The 19,057-nt window shown below is 58.2% G+C and carries 21 protein-coding genes and 1 pseudogene; 11 read left to right on the top strand and 11 right to left on the bottom strand.

What is annotated here, in order from left to right:
- Positions 1-245 (bottom strand): annotated as a pseudogene (locus tag MAIT1_RS09450) (IS21 family transposase); the annotation flags it as partial.
- 243 nt (positions 246-488) lie between these two features.
- Between MAIT1_RS09450 and MAIT1_RS09445 the strand changes: the two are divergent.
- The 3 genes from MAIT1_RS09445 to MAIT1_RS09430 all read left to right on the top strand — a co-directional run bounded on the left by MAIT1_RS09445 (position 489) and on the right by MAIT1_RS09430 (position 2,393).
- Positions 489-791, top strand: a complete 303-nt coding sequence (locus tag MAIT1_RS09445; RefSeq protein ID WP_085440078.1) for a transposase — start codon at positions 489-491, stop codon at positions 789-791.
- An 11-nt stretch (positions 792-802) separates the two neighbouring features.
- Positions 803-1,786: an IS3 family transposase gene (locus tag MAIT1_RS09440; protein WP_085441294.1), complete on the top strand. Its 984-nt coding sequence runs from the start codon at positions 803-805 to the stop codon at positions 1,784-1,786.
- Positions 1,787-2,171: 385 nt separating this feature from the next.
- Positions 2,172-2,393, top strand: a complete 222-nt coding sequence (locus MAIT1_RS09430; protein ID WP_198947846.1) for a CheR family methyltransferase — start codon at positions 2,172-2,174, stop codon at positions 2,391-2,393.
- 172 nt (positions 2,394-2,565) lie between these two features.
- On the opposite strand, the gene MAIT1_RS09425 is transcribed toward MAIT1_RS09430, so the two are convergent.
- From MAIT1_RS09425 to MAIT1_RS09415, 3 genes are all read right to left on the bottom strand, one after another.
- Entirely contained in the window at positions 2,566-3,552 is a 987-nt protein-coding gene (locus MAIT1_RS09425; protein WP_085442005.1) for an aldo/keto reductase, read from the bottom strand.
- 14 nt (positions 3,553-3,566) lie between these two features.
- Positions 3,567-3,971 (bottom strand): (R)-mandelonitrile lyase, encoded by a 405-nt coding sequence (locus MAIT1_RS09420; protein ID WP_085442044.1) that lies wholly within the window; start codon positions 3,969-3,971, stop codon positions 3,567-3,569.
- Between the two features lie 126 nt (positions 3,972-4,097).
- Positions 4,098-5,288 carry an iron-containing alcohol dehydrogenase gene (locus MAIT1_RS09415; protein ID WP_085442004.1) on the bottom strand — a complete coding sequence of 397 codons (1,191 nt, stop codon included), beginning with the start codon at positions 5,286-5,288 and terminating at the stop codon, positions 4,098-4,100.
- A 228-nt stretch (positions 5,289-5,516) separates the two neighbouring features.
- On the opposite strand from MAIT1_RS09415, the gene MAIT1_RS09410 reads away from it, so the two are divergent.
- The 7 genes from MAIT1_RS09410 (at position 5,517) to MAIT1_RS22040 (ending at position 11,637) form a co-directional block, all read left to right on the top strand.
- Positions 5,517-6,461, top strand: coding sequence for an AraC family transcriptional regulator (locus MAIT1_RS09410; protein WP_085442003.1), 945 nt, complete (start codon positions 5,517-5,519; stop codon positions 6,459-6,461).
- Between the two features lie 586 nt (positions 6,462-7,047).
- Entirely contained in the window at positions 7,048-7,893 is an 846-nt protein-coding gene (locus MAIT1_RS09405) for an adenylyl-sulfate reductase (protein ID WP_085442002.1), read from the top strand.
- A gap of 24 nt (positions 7,894-7,917) precedes the next feature.
- The gene (gene aprB, locus MAIT1_RS09400; RefSeq protein ID WP_085442001.1) at positions 7,918-8,400 is read left to right on the top strand and encodes an adenylyl-sulfate reductase subunit beta; all 483 of its coding nucleotides are present in this window, start codon (positions 7,918-7,920) and stop codon (positions 8,398-8,400) included.
- Complete coding sequence (aprA, locus tag MAIT1_RS09395) at positions 8,400-10,268, top strand: adenylyl-sulfate reductase subunit alpha (protein WP_085442000.1); 1,869 nt, start codon at positions 8,400-8,402, stop codon at positions 10,266-10,268. Before aprB ends, aprA begins: the two co-directional genes overlap by 1 nt.
- A 136-nt stretch (positions 10,269-10,404) precedes the next feature.
- A complete protein-coding gene (locus MAIT1_RS09390) occupies positions 10,405-10,755 on the top strand; it encodes a hypothetical protein (protein WP_085441999.1) in 351 nt (116 codons plus the stop codon).
- Positions 10,756-10,775: 20 nt separating this feature from the next.
- Complete coding sequence (locus MAIT1_RS09385) at positions 10,776-11,291, top strand: FKBP-type peptidyl-prolyl cis-trans isomerase (protein ID WP_085441998.1); 516 nt, start codon at positions 10,776-10,778, stop codon at positions 11,289-11,291.
- 187 nt (positions 11,292-11,478) lie between these two features.
- Positions 11,479-11,637: a hypothetical protein gene (locus MAIT1_RS22040; RefSeq protein ID WP_198947844.1), complete on the top strand. Its 159-nt coding sequence runs from the start codon at positions 11,479-11,481 to the stop codon at positions 11,635-11,637.
- A gap of 671 nt (positions 11,638-12,308) precedes the next feature.
- On the opposite strand, the gene MAIT1_RS09380 is transcribed toward MAIT1_RS22040, so the two are convergent.
- The 6 genes from MAIT1_RS09380 to MAIT1_RS09360 all read right to left on the bottom strand — a co-directional run bounded on the left by MAIT1_RS09380 (position 12,309) and on the right by MAIT1_RS09360 (position 15,021).
- On the bottom strand, positions 12,309-12,782 hold the full coding sequence (locus MAIT1_RS09380) for an integrase core domain-containing protein (RefSeq protein ID WP_143814641.1): 474 nt from the start codon (positions 12,780-12,782) through the stop codon (positions 12,309-12,311).
- 76 nt (positions 12,783-12,858) lie between these two features.
- A complete protein-coding gene (locus MAIT1_RS09375) occupies positions 12,859-13,584 on the bottom strand; it encodes a DDE-type integrase/transposase/recombinase (RefSeq protein ID WP_241893440.1) in 726 nt (241 codons plus the stop codon).
- 5 nt (positions 13,585-13,589) lie between these two features.
- Complete coding sequence (locus tag MAIT1_RS22035) at positions 13,590-13,841, bottom strand: hypothetical protein (RefSeq protein WP_198947842.1); 252 nt, start codon at positions 13,839-13,841, stop codon at positions 13,590-13,592.
- Positions 13,842-13,874: 33 nt separating this feature from the next.
- Positions 13,875-14,153, bottom strand: a complete 279-nt coding sequence (locus MAIT1_RS09370) for a transposase (protein WP_198947841.1) — start codon at positions 14,151-14,153, stop codon at positions 13,875-13,877.
- A 44-nt stretch (positions 14,154-14,197) separates the two neighbouring features.
- A complete protein-coding gene (locus tag MAIT1_RS09365; RefSeq protein ID WP_143814750.1) occupies positions 14,198-14,707 on the bottom strand; it encodes an IS3 family transposase in 510 nt (169 codons plus the stop codon).
- A gap of 11 nt (positions 14,708-14,718) precedes the next feature.
- A complete protein-coding gene (locus MAIT1_RS09360; protein WP_085440078.1) occupies positions 14,719-15,021 on the bottom strand; it encodes a transposase in 303 nt (100 codons plus the stop codon).
- 106 nt (positions 15,022-15,127) lie between these two features.
- Here MAIT1_RS09360 and MAIT1_RS09355 point away from each other — a divergent pair, with 106 nt between their 5' ends.
- On the top strand, positions 15,128-16,198 hold the full coding sequence (locus MAIT1_RS09355; RefSeq protein ID WP_085441996.1) for an alkene reductase: 1,071 nt from the start codon (positions 15,128-15,130) through the stop codon (positions 16,196-16,198).
- Positions 16,199-16,289: 91 nt separating this feature from the next.
- Here the strand turns inward: MAIT1_RS09355 and MAIT1_RS09350 are convergent, their stop codons facing one another.
- Positions 16,290-18,878: a methyl-accepting chemotaxis protein gene (locus MAIT1_RS09350; RefSeq protein ID WP_085441995.1), complete on the bottom strand. Its 2,589-nt coding sequence runs from the start codon at positions 18,876-18,878 to the stop codon at positions 16,290-16,292.
- Positions 18,879-19,057 lie beyond the last annotated feature (179 nt).

The raw sequence follows: 19,057 nt of genomic DNA, 5'->3' as shown, positions 1-19,057 counted from the left end.
TATTTCCCGTCGTAGCCGTATTCATCGCGCAGCCGTTCATATATCCGCTGCGCGGTGTGGCGCTCCTTCTTGATCTTCTCCAGATCGTTCTTGGGAATCTGATCTATGAACCCGGTGAACGGCCCCAGTTTGGGCAATCTGACCGGCTTGCTCCGCTGGTAGCCTGGCGGCTCAGGGTTCTCCATCATTTTGCGCACCGTGCGCGGATCCAGCTCAAAAGTCTCCGCCGCCTTGCGCTTGCTCATCCCGCCTCTGGTTACCGCCAAACGCACTTCTCTGTACATGCTCACTGAATACATCCTCCCACCCCCTGACCCGGAAACTCTATGACTGAGTTTTCTGAGTTAGAGAGCTTTTTCTGGTGTGGGATTTTTGGACCGCCATTTTTGGACGATCCAAGCTGTTTCAGTGATGCATTTTTGTTTCGGTTCAGTTGGAAAATGACAAACAAGCCGTTTATAATGTGTAGATAATAAGCGGAGGTTTGTATGGAACGGAAGAAGCGGAGATTTACGGCTGAGCAGAAGGTAGGCTATGTGCGCCGTCACCTGGTCGAGAAGGTGGTTCTCTCGGATCTGTGTGACGAGGCGGGCATTCAGCCCAGCCAGTACTATCGCTGGCAAAAGGCTTTGTTTGAGAACGGCGAAGCGGCCTTGTCTGACAAACGCGGCCAAAAGGCTTGTGACCGACAGATTGCCGAACTAGAAGCGAAGTTGGCAACCAAAAATGAAGTTATGTCCGAGCTTCTTGAGGCGCATGTTGCGCTAAAAAAAAGTCTTGGGGTGAGCTGAACGGCTGCTGGGTGGAGCCGGACATACGGGATTCGGTGGTGGATTTCGTGGCGTTTTGGTCAGACAAGAGCGAAATCGACACGAGCCGAATTATCAACTGGATAGGCGTGCAAAGGGGCAAGTTCTATTCATGGCGCAAGCGCTATGGAATGGTTAACGACCACAATGGCCGTATTCCCCGAGATTTTTGGCTGGACGATTGGGAAAGGGAAGCGATTGTCGCCTTTTTCCATGAACATCCGTCAGAGGGCTATCGGCGCCTGACCTACATGATGCTGGATGCAGGCGTGGTGGCGGTCAGCCCCTCTTCAGTGCTGCGTGTGCTCAGAACTGCCGGGCTGATGCGTCGTTGGAGCCCACCGCCCTCGCAGAAGGGCACAGGGTTCAAACAGCCTTCGGAGCCGCATAAACACTGGCATGTGGACATCTCCTATCTGAATATCCAGGGGACGTTCTACTATCTGTGCAGTGTCCTGGATGGATGTAGCAGGTTTATCCTCCACTGGGAGATTCGTGAGTCGATGAAGGAAGATGAGGTTGAAGTGGTCCTGCTCCGAGCTCAGGAGGCCTATCCGGAAGCTAAGCCGCGGCTGATCTCAGACAATGGGCCGCAGTTCGTTGCCAACGATTTTAAGGCGTTCATCCGGGAATCCGGCATGACGCATGTGAGGACTTCGCCTTACTATCCGCAGAGCAACGGAAAGCTGGAGCGTTTTCACGGTAGTTTGAAGCGTGAGTGCATTCGGCCTCAGACGCCATTATCGCTGGAAGATGCCCAGCGGGTTGTGGGAAAGTACGTCGAGCATTACAACACCCGGCGGCTCCATAGCGCCATCGACTACGTCACCCCACAGGATCGCCTGGAAGGGCGGCATGTGCAGATCCTGGCCGAACGAGATCAAAAGCTTGAGGCGGCCAGAGAACGGCGTCGGACGACGCACCAAAAGCAGTCTTTTCAGCCATCCCAAAAAATGGCTGAAAAGGCGAACAGCTAACTGATATTTTGGTTTAGACGGTTGTCATGTTTCCGCTGAACCAGCACAGGGGAACCCTGCGGTTTACGTGGCGCTTACGAAACAAAAGCTTCCTGCTCAAATAGCAAAACCGACCCTTCCTGAAACTGGCGATCCTGCCCACTTGCGGCTCCGGGAGAGGCGGACGCTCCGCTATCCCTGTGGAAAACGAAAACACGTTTCCCACAGGTCTGCCGCCTCTCCCTCATTCTGAATCTCAAGTGTGTTGAAAAGATGTTTTTGTTCGTTTTTTTAAAGACAAAGGAAAACGGCAAACCCCGTTGTGCGCTACGCGCCCAACCAATGCCCAAGTGATGCATTATTGCGGCGCCATGGTGCTGCATTTTTCGGGCGCCATTGACATCTGGTGTTGCAACAGGGGCAGCTTCAGCTTGATGAGCCGTTTGACCTCATCTTTTGCCGCAACGTGATCATCTATTTCGATCAACAGACGCAGCAGAACGTGATCAACTTCCTGACCTCGGCTTTGCGCCCCCATGGCGCGCTCTATCTTGGCCACTCCGAAACGCTGGGCCGCATGGCCGCGCCGCTGCGATTGGTTGGCAAAACCGCCTACGTCAAAACGTGACCCCGTTGACGCGGACGTCGCGTCGGCCCCTGCGCGACGGCTTGCGCGACCTGGGGGCAAGCGCGTCGCACCGGGTTGATGGCCAGACCAATGAAGACGGCGCCGATAACAAAAGTGACGCTGTGCATAATGTCCGCCTCTTTGCGTAGTGCGATCACCTCTCTAAAGTCGCTCAGTGGCCGGTGCTTTTTTGCAGCGCTGCGGGGTAGCGTGCGCCCACCACAGTGATGGCGTGCGCCGCCTGATCAATGGCTTGCAACTCCATGGCGCTTAAATTGACCTGCGTGGCGGCCAGATTCTCTGCCAATCGATGCAATTTGGTCGTGCCGGGGATGGGAACGATCCACGGCTTCTGCGCCAACAGCCACGCCAACGCAATCTGCGCCGCCGTCGCCTGCTTCTGTTTGGCTAACGCTTCTAACAGGTGGACCAGGGCCAGATTGGCTTTGCGCGCCTGGGGCGTGAAGCGGGGCACGCTGTTGCGGAAGTCGCCCGGGGCGAATGGGGTGTTCTCATCGATCTTGCCGGTGAGAAAACCTCTGCCCAGCGGGCTGAAGGGAACCAGGCCAATGCCCAACTCGTCCAGCGTCGGCAGCAACGTCTCCTCGGGCTCACGCCACCACAGCGAGTATTCGCTCTGGATCGCAGTGACCGGACATTCGGCATGCGCGCGGCGGATGGTCTCAATGCCCGGCTCGGAGAGGCCAAAATATTTCACTTTGCCCTCGTGGATCAGTTCGCCCACGCTTCCGGCAACCTCCTCGATGGGGACATTGGGGTCGACCCGGTGTTGATAGTAGAGGTCGATCGCCTCCACCCCGAGCCGCTTCAATGAGCCCTCCACGCTGCGGCGGATGTTGGCGGGCCTGCTGTCGAGGGTTGGCTGGAAATTGGCGTCCAGTTGAATGCCGAACTTGGTGGCGATGGCCACTTGCCCCTTGAAGGGGGCAAGGGCTTCGCCCACCACAGCTTCGTTGGTCAGTGGGCCATAGACCTCGGCGGTGTCGAACAGGGTGACGCCCTGTTCCACGGCGGCGCGGATCAGCGCAATGGCCTGGCTCTTCTCGGTGGCGGGACCGTAGCCAAAGCTCAGACCCATGCACCCCAGCCCCAAAGCTGAAACCTCCAGTCCGCGACTGCCCAATTGTCGTGTGTTCATGGTTTCCGCTCCGTTCACGGTGTGGCGGCAAACTGCGCATCGGTGACGTGCTCCATCCAACTGGCCGCCTCCTCATCAAGCTCCTCTTGCAGGGCGATATGGGTCATGGCAGTGACGTCAGACGCGCCGTGCCAGTGCTTGCTGTTGGGCGGAATCCGCACCACATCGCCGGGATGGATCTCTTGCACCGGCTCGCCCCACTGCTGCACCCGTCCGCGCCCTGCGGTGACGATCAAGGTCTGCCCCAGCGGGTGGGCGTGCCAAGCGGTGCGCGCGCCGGGTTCGAAGGTGACGTTGGCGGCGGTGAGCCGGGAAGGGGCGTCGGCTTTGAGAAACAGCGGGTCGATGCGCGCATGGCCGGTAAACCACTGCTCAGGTCCTTGTATGGCGGCCTGAGCGCCATTGCGAAGAGTGTGCATGGTTGCCTCCATTTGGTCGGGTTGTGCATTGACGGGTATGGCGGCGCAAGCGAGCAGTCCCGCCATGAGCAGCGCCAGCGGTTGGCGTGGTGATATCATCTCACTCTCCTTATGCTTGAGCGCGTGTTACAGCGCCGCGCGCAAAACAGTGACGATATCCTCATGGGCCATGGGCGGACGGCCCCCCAGCTTGCCTTGGTAGGCGACGATGCCGGTGAGAGTGTCGGCGGCGTAGCGGTCGAGCAGTTCGGCGCCGATGCCCACTTCCGACAGGCGGGTGGGACAGCCAATCTCACGCAGGAACGCCTCAAACCGGTCGATTCCCGCCAACGCGCAATCCAGATCATCCGGGCCGTTTGAACTCAGGCCAAAAATCCGCTCGGCGAACTGCACGAATTTGGGCGTATTGTGACGGGCGGCAAAGCGCATCCAGGCGGGATTGACCACCGCCAACCCGGCGCCATGGGTGATGTTGTGGTGGGCCGACAGGGTGTGTTCGATCATATGCACCGGGAAGCCCGCCGGATTGGCCCCGGCCTGCACCCAGCCGTTGAGCGCCGCCACCGAGGCCCACTGCACCTGGGCGCGGGCCTCGATGTCGTCGCCATTGGCCACCGCTTTGGGGCCATGGGTCATGGCGGTGAGAATCACCCCTTCGGCGAAGCGATCCTGCAGCGGGGTGGCGTCGGCGCCGTTGAAGTAGCCTTCGGTGACGTGGGTGATCAGGTCGCACACGCCGTATGCGGTCTGGTCTGTGGGCACGCTCACGGTCAATTCCGGGTCCACAATGGCGCTGTGAGGGTAGAGACACGCCGCCTGCACGAAGGTTTTGACTTTGGCCTCCGGGTCAGAGATCACCGCGCCGTTGTTCATCTCCGAGCCGGTGGCGGCCAGGGTCGGAACCGTGATGATGGGCAGCGCTTGGGCAGGGGGGCGATAGCCCGCCGGATTGTGCGCCATCATCTCCCAGGGGTCGCGCTGTTCCAACGCAGCGGCGGCCATCACTTTGGCGGCGTCCATGGCGCTGCCGCCGCCCAGGGCGATGACCAGATCGCACTGCGCTTCACGCGCCGTCTGCACGCCGCGACGCACGGTGGCGATGTGGGGGTTGGGCTCCACCCCCGCGCACTCGGTCACCGTCACGCCCGCCGCTTGCAGGCTCGCCACGGCGCGATCAAACACGCCGCTGCGCTTGACGCTGCCGCCGCCGGTGACCAGCAGAGCGCGCTTGCCAACGCCTTGGGCGACGGCGCCGAGGCGGGAGAGGGAGCCTGCGCCAAAGATCAGGTGGGTCGGATTGAAGAATTCAAAGTTCATGATCATCTCCTGATTCGTGAAAGGGAGAGGGAGCGTGTTGTGATAGGAAAAACCGCGCACAACGTCTGCGATGGTTCTGGTATAGCGGGAATCGGTAACTCAGTTGTAGACAGATACTCCGGAATTCTTGCCCAATAATCCGCAGGCGCAAAGAATCTGTGGAATTGGCCGTAAGCTTGATGCACGCTGAAGATGCAGGCTAATGTCACAGGATCAGGAGGAGAGGCTATGAAAACCGATGACAGCGCAGGCAATCCGCCGCAACCGGGAATAGAGGGCGCGTGTGCGGAATTGGCATCAAAGATTGCCCAAAAGAGCGTTGGCGCGGAGGTGGTTGATACGCCGGTTGTAGGCTTGACCCTCTATCGGCGCGAGCAACCGAGCGATCCGGTCAGCGGCTTATATGAACCCAGCGTGTGTCTGGTTGTGCAGGGCGCCAAGCGGGTGGAGCTGGGCAGTGAGACCATCGTGTATGACCCACACCGTTACCTGATCACCTCGGTGCGTCTGCCCACCCGGGTGCAGGTGATTGAAGCGTCGCCGCAGAGGCCCTATTTGGGGCTGCGTCTGTTGTTGGATCAGCAGGAGCTGTCGCGCTTGATGGTGGATAGCCAACTGCCGCCGCCCAAGGAGCAGAAGTCAACCCGCGCCATGGCGGTCGGTGACGCCACCACAGCGCTGATGTCGGCCTTCTCACGGCTGATTGATCTTATGGACGCGCCCCAGGATATCCCGATTTTGGCGCCCACCATCCAGCGCGAAATCATCTATCGTCTGCTGGTGGGGGATCAGGGGGGGCGGCTGCGCCAAATCGCCTCGACGGGAAGCCAAAGCAATCAGATCGCCCGTGTGCTCGATTGGCTGCAGGATCACTTTATGCAGCCGTTGCGCATCGAGGATCTGGCTGGGCGCGCGGGTATGAGCGCCTCCACTTTCCATCAACACTTTCGCGCCATGACCGCCATGAGTCCGCTGCAGTATCAGAAGCAGTTGCGCCTGCGTGAGGCGCAGCGCTTGATGCTCACCGGCCAGCACGACGCCGCCTCGGCTTCATTCGAAGTGGGGTATGAGAGCCCGTCACAATTCAGCCGGGAATACAGCCGCTTGTTCGGCGCGCCGCCGCTGCGCGACATCAATCGGCTGAAACAGCAGATGGCGCTCGAAGCGGGATAATATTCGGCGACGCAGTGGGCGATCTATTAAATAAGTTGCGCGGCAACTATCGGAGCCGCGGCGAGCATGACGCATAGGCGAAAATTGCGCGGCGCTTTCGTCCATGGACAAATCGGCGCCGTGGCGATACAGTCTGCGCGGCGCACCCAATATCTACAGATGCTAATATTCGGGGCGACAACTCTTCGCCAGCATGAGCCTGGGTCCGGATTGATTGGGCTTTGAACACCACTCGTCGGTCGTGCGTTGATCTGTCGCCAGCTCAGGGCGATTTGGATGCGCGGCGCGGGCGCCCACCAGCATGTGTGGGCCCAAGTCTGTGTTTTTGTCAGGGGGGGCGCAGCGGTCAGAAGCGGCGCTTCGCCTGGGTTTTCTGACGTCACAATTTCAGCCGACAAATCGGGGAAAAAACGCGCCTTAGCGCGTGTGGCTGTGAGGGGAATATCGCTCAAGGGCCCTTTTCCACCTGTGTTTGCAGGTGGTTATGAAAAAGTTCTTGTCACGATTAATTTTTCTTTGCAGCTGGATATCGACCCCTTATAATCAGTCGGATCGTAGCCAAATCAACTCCCGGAGGACAGCATCCATGATTGGCAGTAATCCCTTTACCGAACTCACGACGCTCATATCCCCTGAAGTTATGCAGGGTTATGTTGTCGTGATGTTCATCCTGGTCGTTGGCGGCACTATTCTGGACATGATCCACAAGAAGAGCGCCAAATATTTCTTCGCGAACGCTGAAAAAGCTCAGAAACAGCGTGTTCGCGACGTCGGCGCCGGAGAGAAGATCTCCATCGCCGTGCAAACCGTTGCCGTGGATGTGCTCACCTCCGCCGAATTCCAGAATCCCAACCGCCGCATCGCCCACATCTTCAAGATGTACGGCTTTGTCAGCTTCATCATCACCACCGCGCTGCTGATCTTCAAGTACCCCACCGCGGGCGCCAACACCCCGGCCGTCGTCACCGGTCTGTGGCACCTGGGCGCCGCCAGCATCTGCGTGGGCGGCTACTGGTTCTTCTTCAGCCTGCGCGTTGACGTCGGCTCCGAAGGCCGCCGCTGGCACCAGTTCGTCCCGGCTGACATGTTCATCGTCTCCCTGCTGGGCACCGCCACCTTCGCTCTGCTGTGGTCCTTCACCATGGGCTCCGGCGCGTTGAACTGGCTCTTCTTCGTTCTGTTCATCCTCTCCGCCACCGCGCTGTTCGCCGGCGTGCGCTGGTCCAAGTTCGCGCACATGTTCTTCAAGCCCGCCGCCGCTTTCCAGAAGCGCGTGACCAAGGCTGACGGCTCCCGTGAGAACCTGCCCGAGGTGGGTGATCTGTCCGATCCCGAGCTGCAGAAGAAGTTCCCCGACATCCCCGAGTACATGGGCAACAACCCGGGTTACATGGGTCAAGGGATCAAGCGCGAAGCGCCCCGTCACTTCTAAGAATCGAGAGGGAGGAATCAGAATATGCCTACATTTGTTTATATGACGCGCTGTGACGGGTGTGGTCACTGTGTCGATATTTGTCCTTCGGACATCATGCACATCGACACCACCTACCGTCGCGCTTACAACCTCGAGCCCAACATGTGCTGGGAGTGCTACTCCTGCGTGAAGGCTTGCCCCCACCAGGCCATCGACGTGCGCGGCTATGCCGACTTCGCGCCTCTGGGCCACAGCGTGCGGGCCATTCGCGACGAAGAGAAGGGTGTCATCGCCTGGCGCATCAAGTTCCGCAACGGCAAGAAAGACCTGAATCTGCTCGCCCCCATCACCACCAAGCCTTGGGGTAAAGAGATTCCGCAGCTGGCCAGCGTCTCCGGTCCCACCAAAGAGCAGCGCGACAGCCAACTGCTGTACAATGAGCCCAAGTACATCCGCATGGATGAGGGCGGTCTCCATACCCTGGAGTCCAATGGTCTCGTCATTAAAGAAGGGGTGTACTACTAATGGCTTACGATACAATCATTGAAGACGGCATCGATATTCTGGTTGCTGGCGCGGGCCTCGGCGGCACCGGCGCCGCCTGGGAAGCCCGCTTCTGGGGTCAGGACAAGAAGATCGTCATCGCGGAAAAGGCCAACATCGATCGCTCCGGCGCCGTTGCTCAAGGCCTCTACGCCATCAACTGCTACATGGGCACCCGCTGGGGCGAGAACAACCCCGAGGACCACGTCCGCTACGCCCGCATTGACTTGATGGGCATGGTGCGCGAAGACCTGCTGTTCGACATGGCGCGTCACGTGGACTCCGCGGTGCACCAGTTCGAAGATTGGGGTCTGCCTCTGATGCGCGATCCCAAGAAAGGCTCCTTCCTGCGTGAAGGTCGCTGGCAGATCATGATTCACGGCGAATCCTACAAGCCCATCGTGGCCGAGGCCGCCAAGAAGTCCGCCGACAAGGTCTACAACCGCATCTGCGTGACCCATCTGCTGATGGACGAATCCAAGCCCAACCGCGTCGCTGGCGCCGTGGGTTTCAACGTCCGCACTGGCAACTATCACGTGTTCAAGTCCAAGACCGTGATCGTCGGCGCTGGCGGCGCGTCCAACATCTACAAGCCCCGCTCCGTGGGTGAAGGCGCTGGTCGCGTGTGGTACGCTCCCTGGTCCTCCGGCTCCGCTTACGGTCTGATGATCGGCGCGGGCGCCAAAATGACCCAGATGGAGAACAAGATCGTGCTGGCCCGCTTCAAGGACGGCTACGGTCCTGTGGGCGCCTACTTCCTGCACCTCAAAACCTACACCTGCAACGGTTTGGGAGAGGAGTACGAGTCGAAGTGGTTCCCGCAGCTCCAGGAGATGGTGGGCAAGGAGTACCTGGATGTGGAAGCGTCCCATAAGACGCATCGCCCCATTCCCACCTGTCTGCGCAACCATGCTTTCATCAGCGAAGTGAATGCGGGCCGCGGCCCCATCCACATGGTGACCATGGAAGCGTTCCAGGATCCGCACCTGGAAGAGATCGGCTGGCACAACTTCCTGGGCATGACCGTGGGTCAGGCCGTTCTGTGGGCCTCCACCGACGTGGATCCCAAGAACCAGAACCCCGAGCTGACCACCTCCGAGCCTTACGTGATGGGCTCCCACGCCACCGGTTGTGGCGCCTGGTGCTCGGGTCCCGAAGATCTGTCGCCCCCCGAGTACTTCTGGGGCTACAACCGCATGACCTCCGTTGAAGGTCTGTTCGGCGCTGGCGACGCGGTGGGCGGCACGCCCCACGCGTTCTCCTCCGGCTCCTTCACCGAAGGTCGTCTGGCCGCCAAAGCCGCTTGCAAGTACATCGACGACGGCAAAGCGGCTGGCATCGTGGTCTCCGACAAGCAGATCAATGATCGCAAGGAAGAGATCTACAAGCCTCTGGAACACTACACCATCAACCGCAACGAAGTGGTTGCCGGTACGGTGAACCCCAACTACATCAGCCCCCGTCAAGGGCTGGATCGTCTGCAAAAACTGATGGACGAGTACTGCGGCGGCGTGACGGTCAACTACATGACCAACGAAAAGCTGCTGAACATCGGTCTGCAGAAGATGAAATTGTTGGAAGAGGACCTGGAGAAAGTGGCCGCTCAGGACATCCATGAGCTGCTGCGCGCCTGGGAACTGAAGCATCGTCACCTGGCGGCGGAATCGGTGTTCCATCACACCCTGTTCCGGAAAGAGACCCGCTGGCCTGGTTACTACTACCGTGGCGACTACATGAAGGTGAACGACGATGATTGGCACGTGTTGACCGTGTCGCGTCGTGATCCCGAGACCGGTGAGTACACCATGGAAAAAGCGCCTCTCTACCACATCGTGGAGAAGGATGCCTAAGCAGTAGATTGTCCCGAGCGGAGGGCTGTACCGGCCCTCCGCTCGGTCTATACAAAAGGATCAACCCGCAATCGCGTTGGTCTTTTTTTATAGACCGAGCCGCTCCAGCGCTCACTTCAGAACCGAAGAGTTGTGAATGAATATTATTGATCAAACCGACGAAGAGATCTTGGCTGTTGCGCACCCGTTTTGGGCGGATCTGGTCAAGTACTCCAATGAAGGCAACTACGGTAAATTCATCCGCAATTTCTCCTACGATCTGCTGCTGGGCCTCAATGAGGTCGAGGTGGGCAATCAGTTCGCCAAGAGCGAACTGACCCGTAGTCTCTCTGAGGAGTATGACTATCTGGGGATCATCCGCCGCGGCGAGCATGTGACCGTGCTCTATCGTATGCGCAGCACCAAGAAGCCGGGCGAGTGGTTGGGGCGTCTGGTGATTGGCTATGAACGGGGCGAGATTAAAATCTTCGCTGCGTCGATCTTCTGATAGGCAAGGCAGTTCAGGCGATGCAGGATACGATTCAAGACAACAAGTACGTCGAAGTGACCTACACCATCACCGATCAGAAAAGCGGCCAGGAGATCACGGCGGTCGAGTTTCCCATCGGCTATGTGCATGGAGTGGGCGACGCCCTGGTTCCGGCGGTGACGGATCAGCTGGTCGGCAAATCGGTTGGGGATGAGATCGTGATCCCCATCGACTGTAATGAGATCTATGGGCCGCGCGACGAAGGCTTGGTGTTTACCGACTATATCGAGAATGTCCCGCACGACTTTCGCGAACTCGGCGCCACCATCACCATGGAGAACGCCCAAGGTCAGACGCGCGACTTTATCGTCACCCGCATCGATGAGAAGACCCTGACCGTGGATGGCAATAATCCGCTCTGTGGGCGCAAGGTTCTGTTTACGCTAAAGATAGTGACTGTGCGTGACGCCACTGAAGAGGAGCTTGAAGCCGGTGGCCCGGTTCAAGCCGATGCGCCGGACGTGGACAGTATTCTGATGCAGCCGCTGAACTGACAAGCCGCCGCATCGCACTGAATCAATCTCGGATGCTCAATGCATTTTAGATTGTTCCTTTCATCCGAGAGGGTGAAGCCGATTGCCAGGGCATGGCCACTGTTGCGATCGTGAAGAATAAGCAAGCAGTCTTAACCGTTACGATATGGTGTCGTAGCATTCTCTTCTTTTGAGTAAAAGGTGACTTATGAGCGCACCCGCTGGACGTCCCAAAGTGCCCGACGGAACCACCCCCTACTTCACCACGCGTCAACTGCCGCCCACCGATAAGGGCTTTGTCGGCTATGAGACCGAGTGGAAGCCGTGGCAGAAGGAAGTCAAATACGAGACCCCCAAGCGTCCGTAAGACTTCAAGCCAGCCTAGATTTGAAAACAGCGCGATCCTTTGGATCGCGCTGTTTTTTTATGCCCATGAAATATGGTGGGGGGTGGTATTGATATTGTCAGTTATAGTCATCGCAATCCAGAATTGTACAGAGTACAAAATGTTTGCGTGACGCTGATTGATCTTGCACTGACTATTGGCCGCCGACTGGTCGGCGGCGGGGTCTGGGGGCTGTGCCCCCAGCGGGGTTTGGGGCAGCGCCCCAAGGTTTGGTCGTTGGGGAGTTCGAGGGCGGAGCCCTCGACATCTTCTGATTTCAAATGTCTTTTTTTGGTTTGCGGTGACTATAAAATCAGAATCGGACAGTTTGGGTATTGTTAATGAAAGATATCGAGGGCTACGCCCTCGAGCTCCCAAGACCAACAACCACACCGTGGGCTCCGCCCACACCCGCTGGGGGCGCGGCCCCCAGACCCCGCCGCCGACTGGTCGGCGGCCAATAGTCAGCGCAAGCTCTATCTACGTCACGCAAATATTGGCCGTTGTGTGCAGTTTTGGTTTCAACTCACCATAATTGCACACAGCGCCGCACGTATAGACGCTTGGCGTGTCTCATTTTACGTATGCCCATTTTCACTTGGTTGTGTGCTGGTTCAGCGGAAACATGACAACCGTCTAAACCAAAATATCAGTTAGCTGTTCGCCTTTTCAGCCATTTTTTGGGATGGCTGAAAAGACTGCTTTTGGTGCGTCGTCCGACGCCGTTCTCTGGCCGCCTCAAGCTTTTCATCTCGTTCGGCCAGGATCTGCACATGCCGCCCTTCCAGGCGATCCTGTGGGGTGACGTAGTCGATGGCGCTATGGAGCCGCCGGGTGTTGTAATGCTCGACGTACTTTCCCACAACCCGTTGGGCATCTTCCAGCGATAATGGCGTCTGAGGCCGAATGCACTCACGCTTCAAACTACCGTGAAAACGCTCCAGTTTTCCGTTGCTCTGCGGATAGTAAGGCGAAGTCCTCACATGCGTCATGCCGGATTCCCGGATGAACGCCTTAAAATCGTTGGCAACGAACTGCGGCCCATTGTCTGAGATCAGCCGCGGCTTAGCTTCCGGATAGGCCTCCTGAGCTCGGAGCAGGACCACTTCAACCTCATCTTCCTTCATCGACTCACGAATCTCCCAGTGGAGGATATGTGCTGGTTCAGCGGAAACATGACAACCGCCTAAGCCAAAATATCAGTTAGCCGTTCGCCTTTTCAGCCATTTTTTGGGATGGCTGAAAAGACTGCTTTTGGTACGTCGTCCGACGCCGTTCTCTGGCCGCCTCAAGCTTTTGATCTCGTTCGGCCAGGATCTGCACATGCCGCCCTTCCAGGCGATCCTGTGGGGTGACGTAGTCGATGGCGCTATGGAGCCGCCGGGTGTTGTAATGCTCGACGTACTTTCCCACAACCCGCTGGGCATCTTCCAGCGATAATGGCGTCTGAGGCCGAATGCACTCACGCTTCAAACTACCGTGAAAACGCTCCAGCTTTCCGTTGCTCTGCGGATAGTAAGGCGAAGTCCTCACATGCGTCATGCCGGATTCCCGGATGAACGCCTTAAAATCGTTGGCAACGAACTGCGGCCCATTGTCTGAGATCAGCCGCGGCTTAGCTTCCGGATAGGCCTCCTGAGCTCGGAGCAGGACCACTTCAACCTCATCTTCCTTCATCGACTCACGAATCTCCCAGTGGAGGATAAACCTGCTACATCCATCCAGGACACTGCACAGATAGTAGAACGTCCCCTGGATATTCAGATAGGAGATGTCCACATGCCAGTGTTTATGCGGCTCCGAAGGCTGTTTGAACCCTGTGCCCTTCTGCGAGGGCGATGGGCTCCAACGACGCATCAGCCCGGCAGTTCTGAGCACACGCAGCACTGAAGAGGGGCTGACCGCCACCACGCCTGCATCCAGCATCATGTAGGTCAGGCGCCGATAGCCCTCTGACGGATGTTCATAGGAAAAGGCGACAATCGCTTCCCTTCCCAATCGTCCAGACCAAAATCTCGGGGAATACGGCCATTGTGGTCATTAACCATTCCATAGCGCTTGCGCCATGAATAGAACTTGCCCCTTTGCACGCCTATCCAGTTGATAATTCGGCTCGTGTCGATTTCGCTCTTGTCTGACCAAAACGCCACGAAATCCACCACCGAATCCCGTATGTCCGGCTCCACCCAGCAGCCGTTCAGCTCACCCCAAGACTTTTTTTAGCGCAACATGCGCCTCAAGAAGCTCGGACATAACTTCATTTTGGTTGCCAACTTCGCTTCTAGTTCGGCAATCTGTCGATCACAAGCCTTTTGGCCGCGTTTGTCAGACAAGGCCGCTTCGCCGTTCTCAAACAAAGCCTTTTGCCAGCGATAGTACTGGCTGGGCTGAATGCCCGCCTCGTCGCACAGATCCGAGAGAACCACCTTCTCGACCAGGTGACGGCGCACATAGCCTACCTTCTGCTCAGCCGTAAATCTCCGCTTCTTCCGTTCCATACAAACCTCCGCTCAATATCTCTACATTATGAACGATTGGTTTGTCATTTTCCATCTGAACCGAAACAGATAAACCTGCTACATCCATCCAGGACACTGCACAGATAGTAGAACGTCCCCTGGATATTCAGATAGGAGATGTCCACATGCCAGTGTTTATGCGGCTCCGAAGGCTGTTTGAACCCTGTGCCCTTCTGCGAGGGCGATGGGCTCCAACGACGCATCAGCCCGGCAGTTCTGAGCACACGCAGCACTGAAGAGGGGCTGACCGCCACCACGCCTGCATCCAGCATCATGTAGGTCAGGCGCCGATAGCCCTCTGACGGATGTTCATGGAAAAAGGCGACAATCGCTTCCCTTTCCCAATCGTCCAGCCAAAAATCTCGGGGAATACGGCCATTGTGGTCGTTAACCATTCCATAGCGCTTGCGCCATGAATAGAACTTGCCCCTTTGCACGCCTATCCAGTTGATAATTCGGCTCGTGTCGATTTCGCTCTTGTCTGACCAAAACGCCACGAAATCCACCACCGAATCCCGTATGTCCGGCTCCACCCAGCAGCCGTTCAGCTCACCCCAAGACTTTTTTTTAGCGCAACATGCGCCTCAAGAAGCTCAGACATAACTTCATTTTTGGTTGCCAACTTCGCTTCTAGTTCGGCAATCTGTCGGTCACAAGCCTTTTGGCCGCGTTTGTCAGACAAGGCCGCTTCGCCGTTCTCAAACAAAGCCTTTTGCCAGCGATAGTACTGGCTGGGCTGAATGCCCGCCTCGTCGCACAGATCCGAGAGAACCACCTTCTCGACCAGGTGACGGCGCACATAGCCTACCTTCTGCTCAGCCGTAAATCTCCGCTTCTTCCGTTCCATACAAACCTCCGCTTATTATCTACACATTATAAACGGCTTGTTTGTCATTTTCCAACTGAACCGAAACAGTTGATGTTTGTCCATGACACCCAGCGAGGATCCAACCATGTCTTCATTATTCGATTCATTACAGATGGGCGCGCTGAATCTGCCCAATCGCATCCTCATGGCGCCGCTGACCCGCTGTCGCGCCGACGCCGATCACGTCCCCACAGCGCTGATGGCGGAATACTATGCGCAGCGCGCCAGCGCCGGTCTGATCATTGCCGAAGCCACCATGGCGATGCCGGAGTGCTCGGCGTTCTGGCGCGAGCCGGGCATTCATTCGCCTGCGCAAATTGATGGTTGGCGGCGGGTGACCGACGCGGTTCACGCACAGGACGGACGCATTTTCCTGCAGATCTGGCATGGGGGGCGCGCCTGTCATCCAGCGCTGAATGGCGGACGGGAGTGCGTCTCCGCCAGCCCGCTGCCCATCCGCAACGATGAGGTGCATACGCCGGAGGGTAAGCTGCCCTATCCCACGCCCCGGGCGCTGGGAGATGAGGAGTTGCCTGCGATTGTCGACGGTTTTGCCCAAGCCGCCAACAATGCGCGCTTGGCTGGGTTTGATGGGGTGGAAGTGCATAGCGCCAACGGCTATCTGCTGGATCAATTTCTGCGTGATGGGGTGAACCAGCGCACGGGGCCTTACGGCGGCGCAATGGAAAATCGCGCGCGTCTGCTTTTGGAAGTGTTGGATGCTGTGACGCACAGCTGGAGCAGCGATCGGGTGGGGGTGCGCATCTCACCGCTCAACAGCTTTAACGATATGCGCGATAGCGACCCGGTGGCGCTCACGGCCTGGTTGGCCAAGCAACTCAATCGCTTCAACCTCGCCTATCTGCATGTGATGCGCAGCGATATGTTCGACCAGCAGCATGGTGATGTGCTGACAGTGGCGCGGGAGAAGTATCATGGGGTGTTGATTGGCAATATGGGCTATAGCGGAGAGGAGGCCGACGCCGCAATCGTCGCGGGAGAGGTGGATGCGGTGGCGTTTGGCGTGCCGTTTTTGGCCAATCCCGACCTGCCTGCACGCTTGCAGCGTCAGGCGGCGCTCAATGCGGCGGATCCTGCGACTTTTTACACTCAGGACGCTCAAGGCTATACCGATTACCCGCCGTTGCCCGCGTAGGACAGTACAGCTCCTGCTGATGAGGAGCTTCTGGAATTTGTCACAATAGCGCGAGGCGGGGCCTCGCGCTATTGTGGTATTGAGGAGAGACTCACACCGTAAAGCGCGAGAGGATCTCCTTGAGTTTGGCGGCGATCTGCTTCATCTCGCCCGCTTGGCCTTTGACGGTCTCACTGAGGGTGGACATTCCCTCCGCCGAGTTGTTCACAGAGCCCATGGCCTCAGCCACTGCTCGGGACGCGTCACTGGCTTCGGACACCGAGCGTGAGATCTCACCGCTGTCCTTGGACGCCTTGGTCACGTTGCGGGTCATATCGGAGACTCCCGCCGAGGCCTCCACCACGTTGCGGGTCACCTCGGAGATGCCCACCGAGATCTCATGCACGCTGCGGGAGACCTCCTGCATGCCGTTGGAGGCCTCCCCCACGCGACGGGTCACCTCCTCGGTCTCCTCGGAAACGTTGTCCATGGAGTTGGAGACCTGTTTGACCGAGTGATTCTGCTCATCCACGGAGAGGAGAATCTCGTTGTTGGAGCGGCTCAGGTTGCGAATGGTCTCGGTGACGCGATGGATGGCGTGGGCGGCCTCTTGGGTGTTGTCCTGAATCTCCAGAATCTTGCCGTTGACCATGGCGGTGGCTTCACTGGTCTGGTTGGCCAGATTTTTCACTTCATTGGCCACCACCGCAAAGCCTTTGCCCGCCTCGCCGGCTCCAGCGGCTTCAATGGAGGCATTGAGGGCCAGCATGTTGGTCTGCTCGGCGATGGTGTTGATCACATCCACCACTTTGCCAATCTCTTCGGCGGAGTCGGAGAGGCGTCGCATTACCGCCACATTGGCCTCGGAGTCGGTGGCGGCCTTTTTCGACTGCTTGTCGGCGGATTCGCACAAGCTGCGGGAGTCCGACAGCGCCTCATCCATCGCTTCGGCGGCGCGGGCCACTTTCTGTACGTTGCCGCTGGTGCGCTCGGCGGCCTCCTGAACAAAGCTCATGCCGGAGGTGGCGGTTTCCGCCGCGTCGGAAACTGCGCTCAAGTTGGTGTTGGCCTCTTCGGCGGCGCCGGAGATGCTCACCATATTGCTCTCCATGGCGCTGGCGGCGTCGGCGGCGGAGGCCATTCTGCTCTTCATCTCATCGGCTGAACCGGCGATGGTCTTCATCATCTGGCTCATATGTTTGGTGGAGTCGGCCACGCCATGGGCGCTTTCGCGCATCTGCCCGGCGGAGTCCGACATCTGCGCCGAGACCGTAGAGAGTTCACCCGCGCTCTGATCCAGACTGCGCGCATTTTCCGAGATGGTGCGCACCATCTCGCGCAGACTCCCCTTCATCTTGGCGAAGGACTCTGAAACGGTTTGAATCTCTTCAAAGCTGGTGGCCAGAGCCGTGTTGCCCGCCAGATCCAGTTCGCTGATGCGCGACGCCTCCGCCGCCAGGGCGTTAAGCGGTTTGGAGATGCGGCGGCTGATCAAAACGCCCACCAGAATCGCGCCGGCCACGGCGATGGCGGAGATGAGCAGGGTCCACAGGATGTTGGTGGTGACCTGGCCCATGAAGTCGTTGGCGGGGACCACCACGCCAATCACCCAGTTGAGATTGCTGCTGGGTTGGAACGGCTTCAAATAGCCATAGTAGCCTTCGCCATCGGCGTTGAAGTGAAATTTGGCCTGTTCGCCCAAGCGCAGAGGTTGATTTTCACCGCCGCTTTTGCGCTGGGCGGCGCGGAACAGCTCCGCCATGGCGGCGTCGTTGACTTGCGTTATGTGGTTCTGCTCCACGCCGCCTTCGGGCTTCGTGCGCACCACCTGGTCGTAGTCGGGCAGACCGACCACCTTGCCGTCGGCGTCGATGATGAAGGCGCGGCCATTTTTGCTTACCACCAACTCCTTAAGGAAGTTGGAGATCTCTTTGAGCACGATGTCGATTGCCATCACCCCCTGCAACTGACCGTTGCGGATCACCGGCTCGGCGGCGGTGATGCCCACTTGGGTGCTGGGTTTGCCCTGGTAGTTATCCGCCCAGGTGTAAACGTTGGTCCAGGCCAGTCCACCCGCCTTTTGCGCGCCGATGTACCAGGGGCGCTGGCGCGGGTCGTAGGCGAAATCGGGATACTCCTCCTGAAACTCCAGCTTGCCTTGGGCGTTCTGGGTGAACCATTGGGTTTTCAGATAGGGGGCGATCATCTGCGCAACCTTGGCTTTGCCCTGGGGCGTGGCCTTGGAGATTTTACGCGCATCGGTTACCGCCTGTTTGCTGGCGGCGCTATCGTCCAGCCGTTGCAGCACGCGGTTGCGCACCACCCCGTCCAGTTCGCGTTTAGTCAGCCAATGGTTGCCATTTACGTCGCCAAAGTAGATCAGGCCAAAGTGGGGGTGCAGCGCCAGTTGTCGCCGCGCCAGCGCGTTGAAGCGCGGCAGAAAATGCTCCTTATCCTCCGGGTGCATCCCCACCACGTTCATATTCACCACCCGCGCGGCGGAGTCGAGATAGGTGGTGGCGTTCTCCACTGTGCGCTGCCCAGTCTGCTCCATGATGGCGGTGGCCATCTCTTCGATGGAGATGGTGGTGGTCACATAGTTGAGCGCCAGAATCATCAGCGCGGTGCCGCCAATCAAGATGAAAAAAGCGGATGGGAGAAAGGTTTTCAGACGCATGGAGGAAAGCGAAAACAGAGACATAAGAGGTTAGCCTGTCGTTGGAATGAATCGGCGGGTGAAAATTGGTTTGTGCAACATAAATAACGGTGGAGCATTGTTTCTCCAGCGGTAGGTCGATTTTATCGTGTAATGAGCGCTTCCGCCAGCGCACAACGGATGACGCCGTTGCGCCATCAGAGCATGAGAGCCGGAACGAATGG

Source organism: Magnetofaba australis IT-1, assembly GCF_002109495.1.
GTDB classification, from domain to species: domain Bacteria; phylum Pseudomonadota; class Magnetococcia; order Magnetococcales; family Magnetococcaceae; genus Magnetofaba; species Magnetofaba australis.
The sequence above is the reverse complement of the archived record's forward strand: the minus strand, read 5'-3'. Positions and strand labels throughout refer to the sequence as shown.

Coding starts and splice junctions, on each gene's coding strand:
- MAIT1_RS09445 (WP_085440078.1), top strand. CDS start 489: ATGGAACGGAAGAAGCGGAGATTTACGGCTGAGCAGAAGGTAGGCTAT.
- MAIT1_RS09425 (WP_085442005.1), bottom strand. CDS start 3,552: ATGAACACACGACAATTGGGCAGTCGCGGACTGGAGGTTTCAGCTTTG.
- MAIT1_RS09420 (WP_085442044.1), bottom strand. CDS start 3,971: ATGCACACTCTTCGCAATGGCGCTCAGGCCGCCATACAAGGACCTGAG.
- MAIT1_RS09415 (WP_085442004.1), bottom strand. CDS start 5,288: ATGAACTTTGAATTCTTCAATCCGACCCACCTGATCTTTGGCGCAGGC.
- MAIT1_RS09410 (WP_085442003.1), top strand. CDS start 5,517: ATGAAAACCGATGACAGCGCAGGCAATCCGCCGCAACCGGGAATAGAG.
- MAIT1_RS09405 (WP_085442002.1), top strand. CDS start 7,048: ATGATTGGCAGTAATCCCTTTACCGAACTCACGACGCTCATATCCCCT.
- aprB (WP_085442001.1), top strand. CDS start 7,918: ATGCCTACATTTGTTTATATGACGCGCTGTGACGGGTGTGGTCACTGT.
- aprA (WP_085442000.1), top strand. CDS start 8,400: ATGGCTTACGATACAATCATTGAAGACGGCATCGATATTCTGGTTGCT.
- MAIT1_RS09390 (WP_085441999.1), top strand. CDS start 10,405: ATGAATATTATTGATCAAACCGACGAAGAGATCTTGGCTGTTGCGCAC.
- MAIT1_RS09385 (WP_085441998.1), top strand. CDS start 10,776: ATGCAGGATACGATTCAAGACAACAAGTACGTCGAAGTGACCTACACC.
- MAIT1_RS22040 (WP_198947844.1), top strand. CDS start 11,479: ATGAGCGCACCCGCTGGACGTCCCAAAGTGCCCGACGGAACCACCCCC.
- MAIT1_RS09380 (WP_143814641.1), bottom strand. CDS start 12,782: ATGAAGGAAGATGAGGTTGAAGTGGTCCTGCTCCGAGCTCAGGAGGCC.
- MAIT1_RS09375 (WP_241893440.1), bottom strand. CDS start 13,584: ATGATGCTGGATGCAGGCGTGGTGGCGGTCAGCCCCTCTTCAGTGCTG.
- MAIT1_RS09370 (WP_198947841.1), bottom strand. CDS start 14,153: ATGGAACGGAAGAAGCGGAGATTTACGGCTGAGCAGAAGGTAGGCTAT.
- MAIT1_RS09360 (WP_085440078.1), bottom strand. CDS start 15,021: ATGGAACGGAAGAAGCGGAGATTTACGGCTGAGCAGAAGGTAGGCTAT.
- MAIT1_RS09355 (WP_085441996.1), top strand. CDS start 15,128: ATGTCTTCATTATTCGATTCATTACAGATGGGCGCGCTGAATCTGCCC.
- MAIT1_RS09350 (WP_085441995.1), bottom strand. CDS start 18,878: ATGTCTCTGTTTTCGCTTTCCTCCATGCGTCTGAAAACCTTTCTCCCA.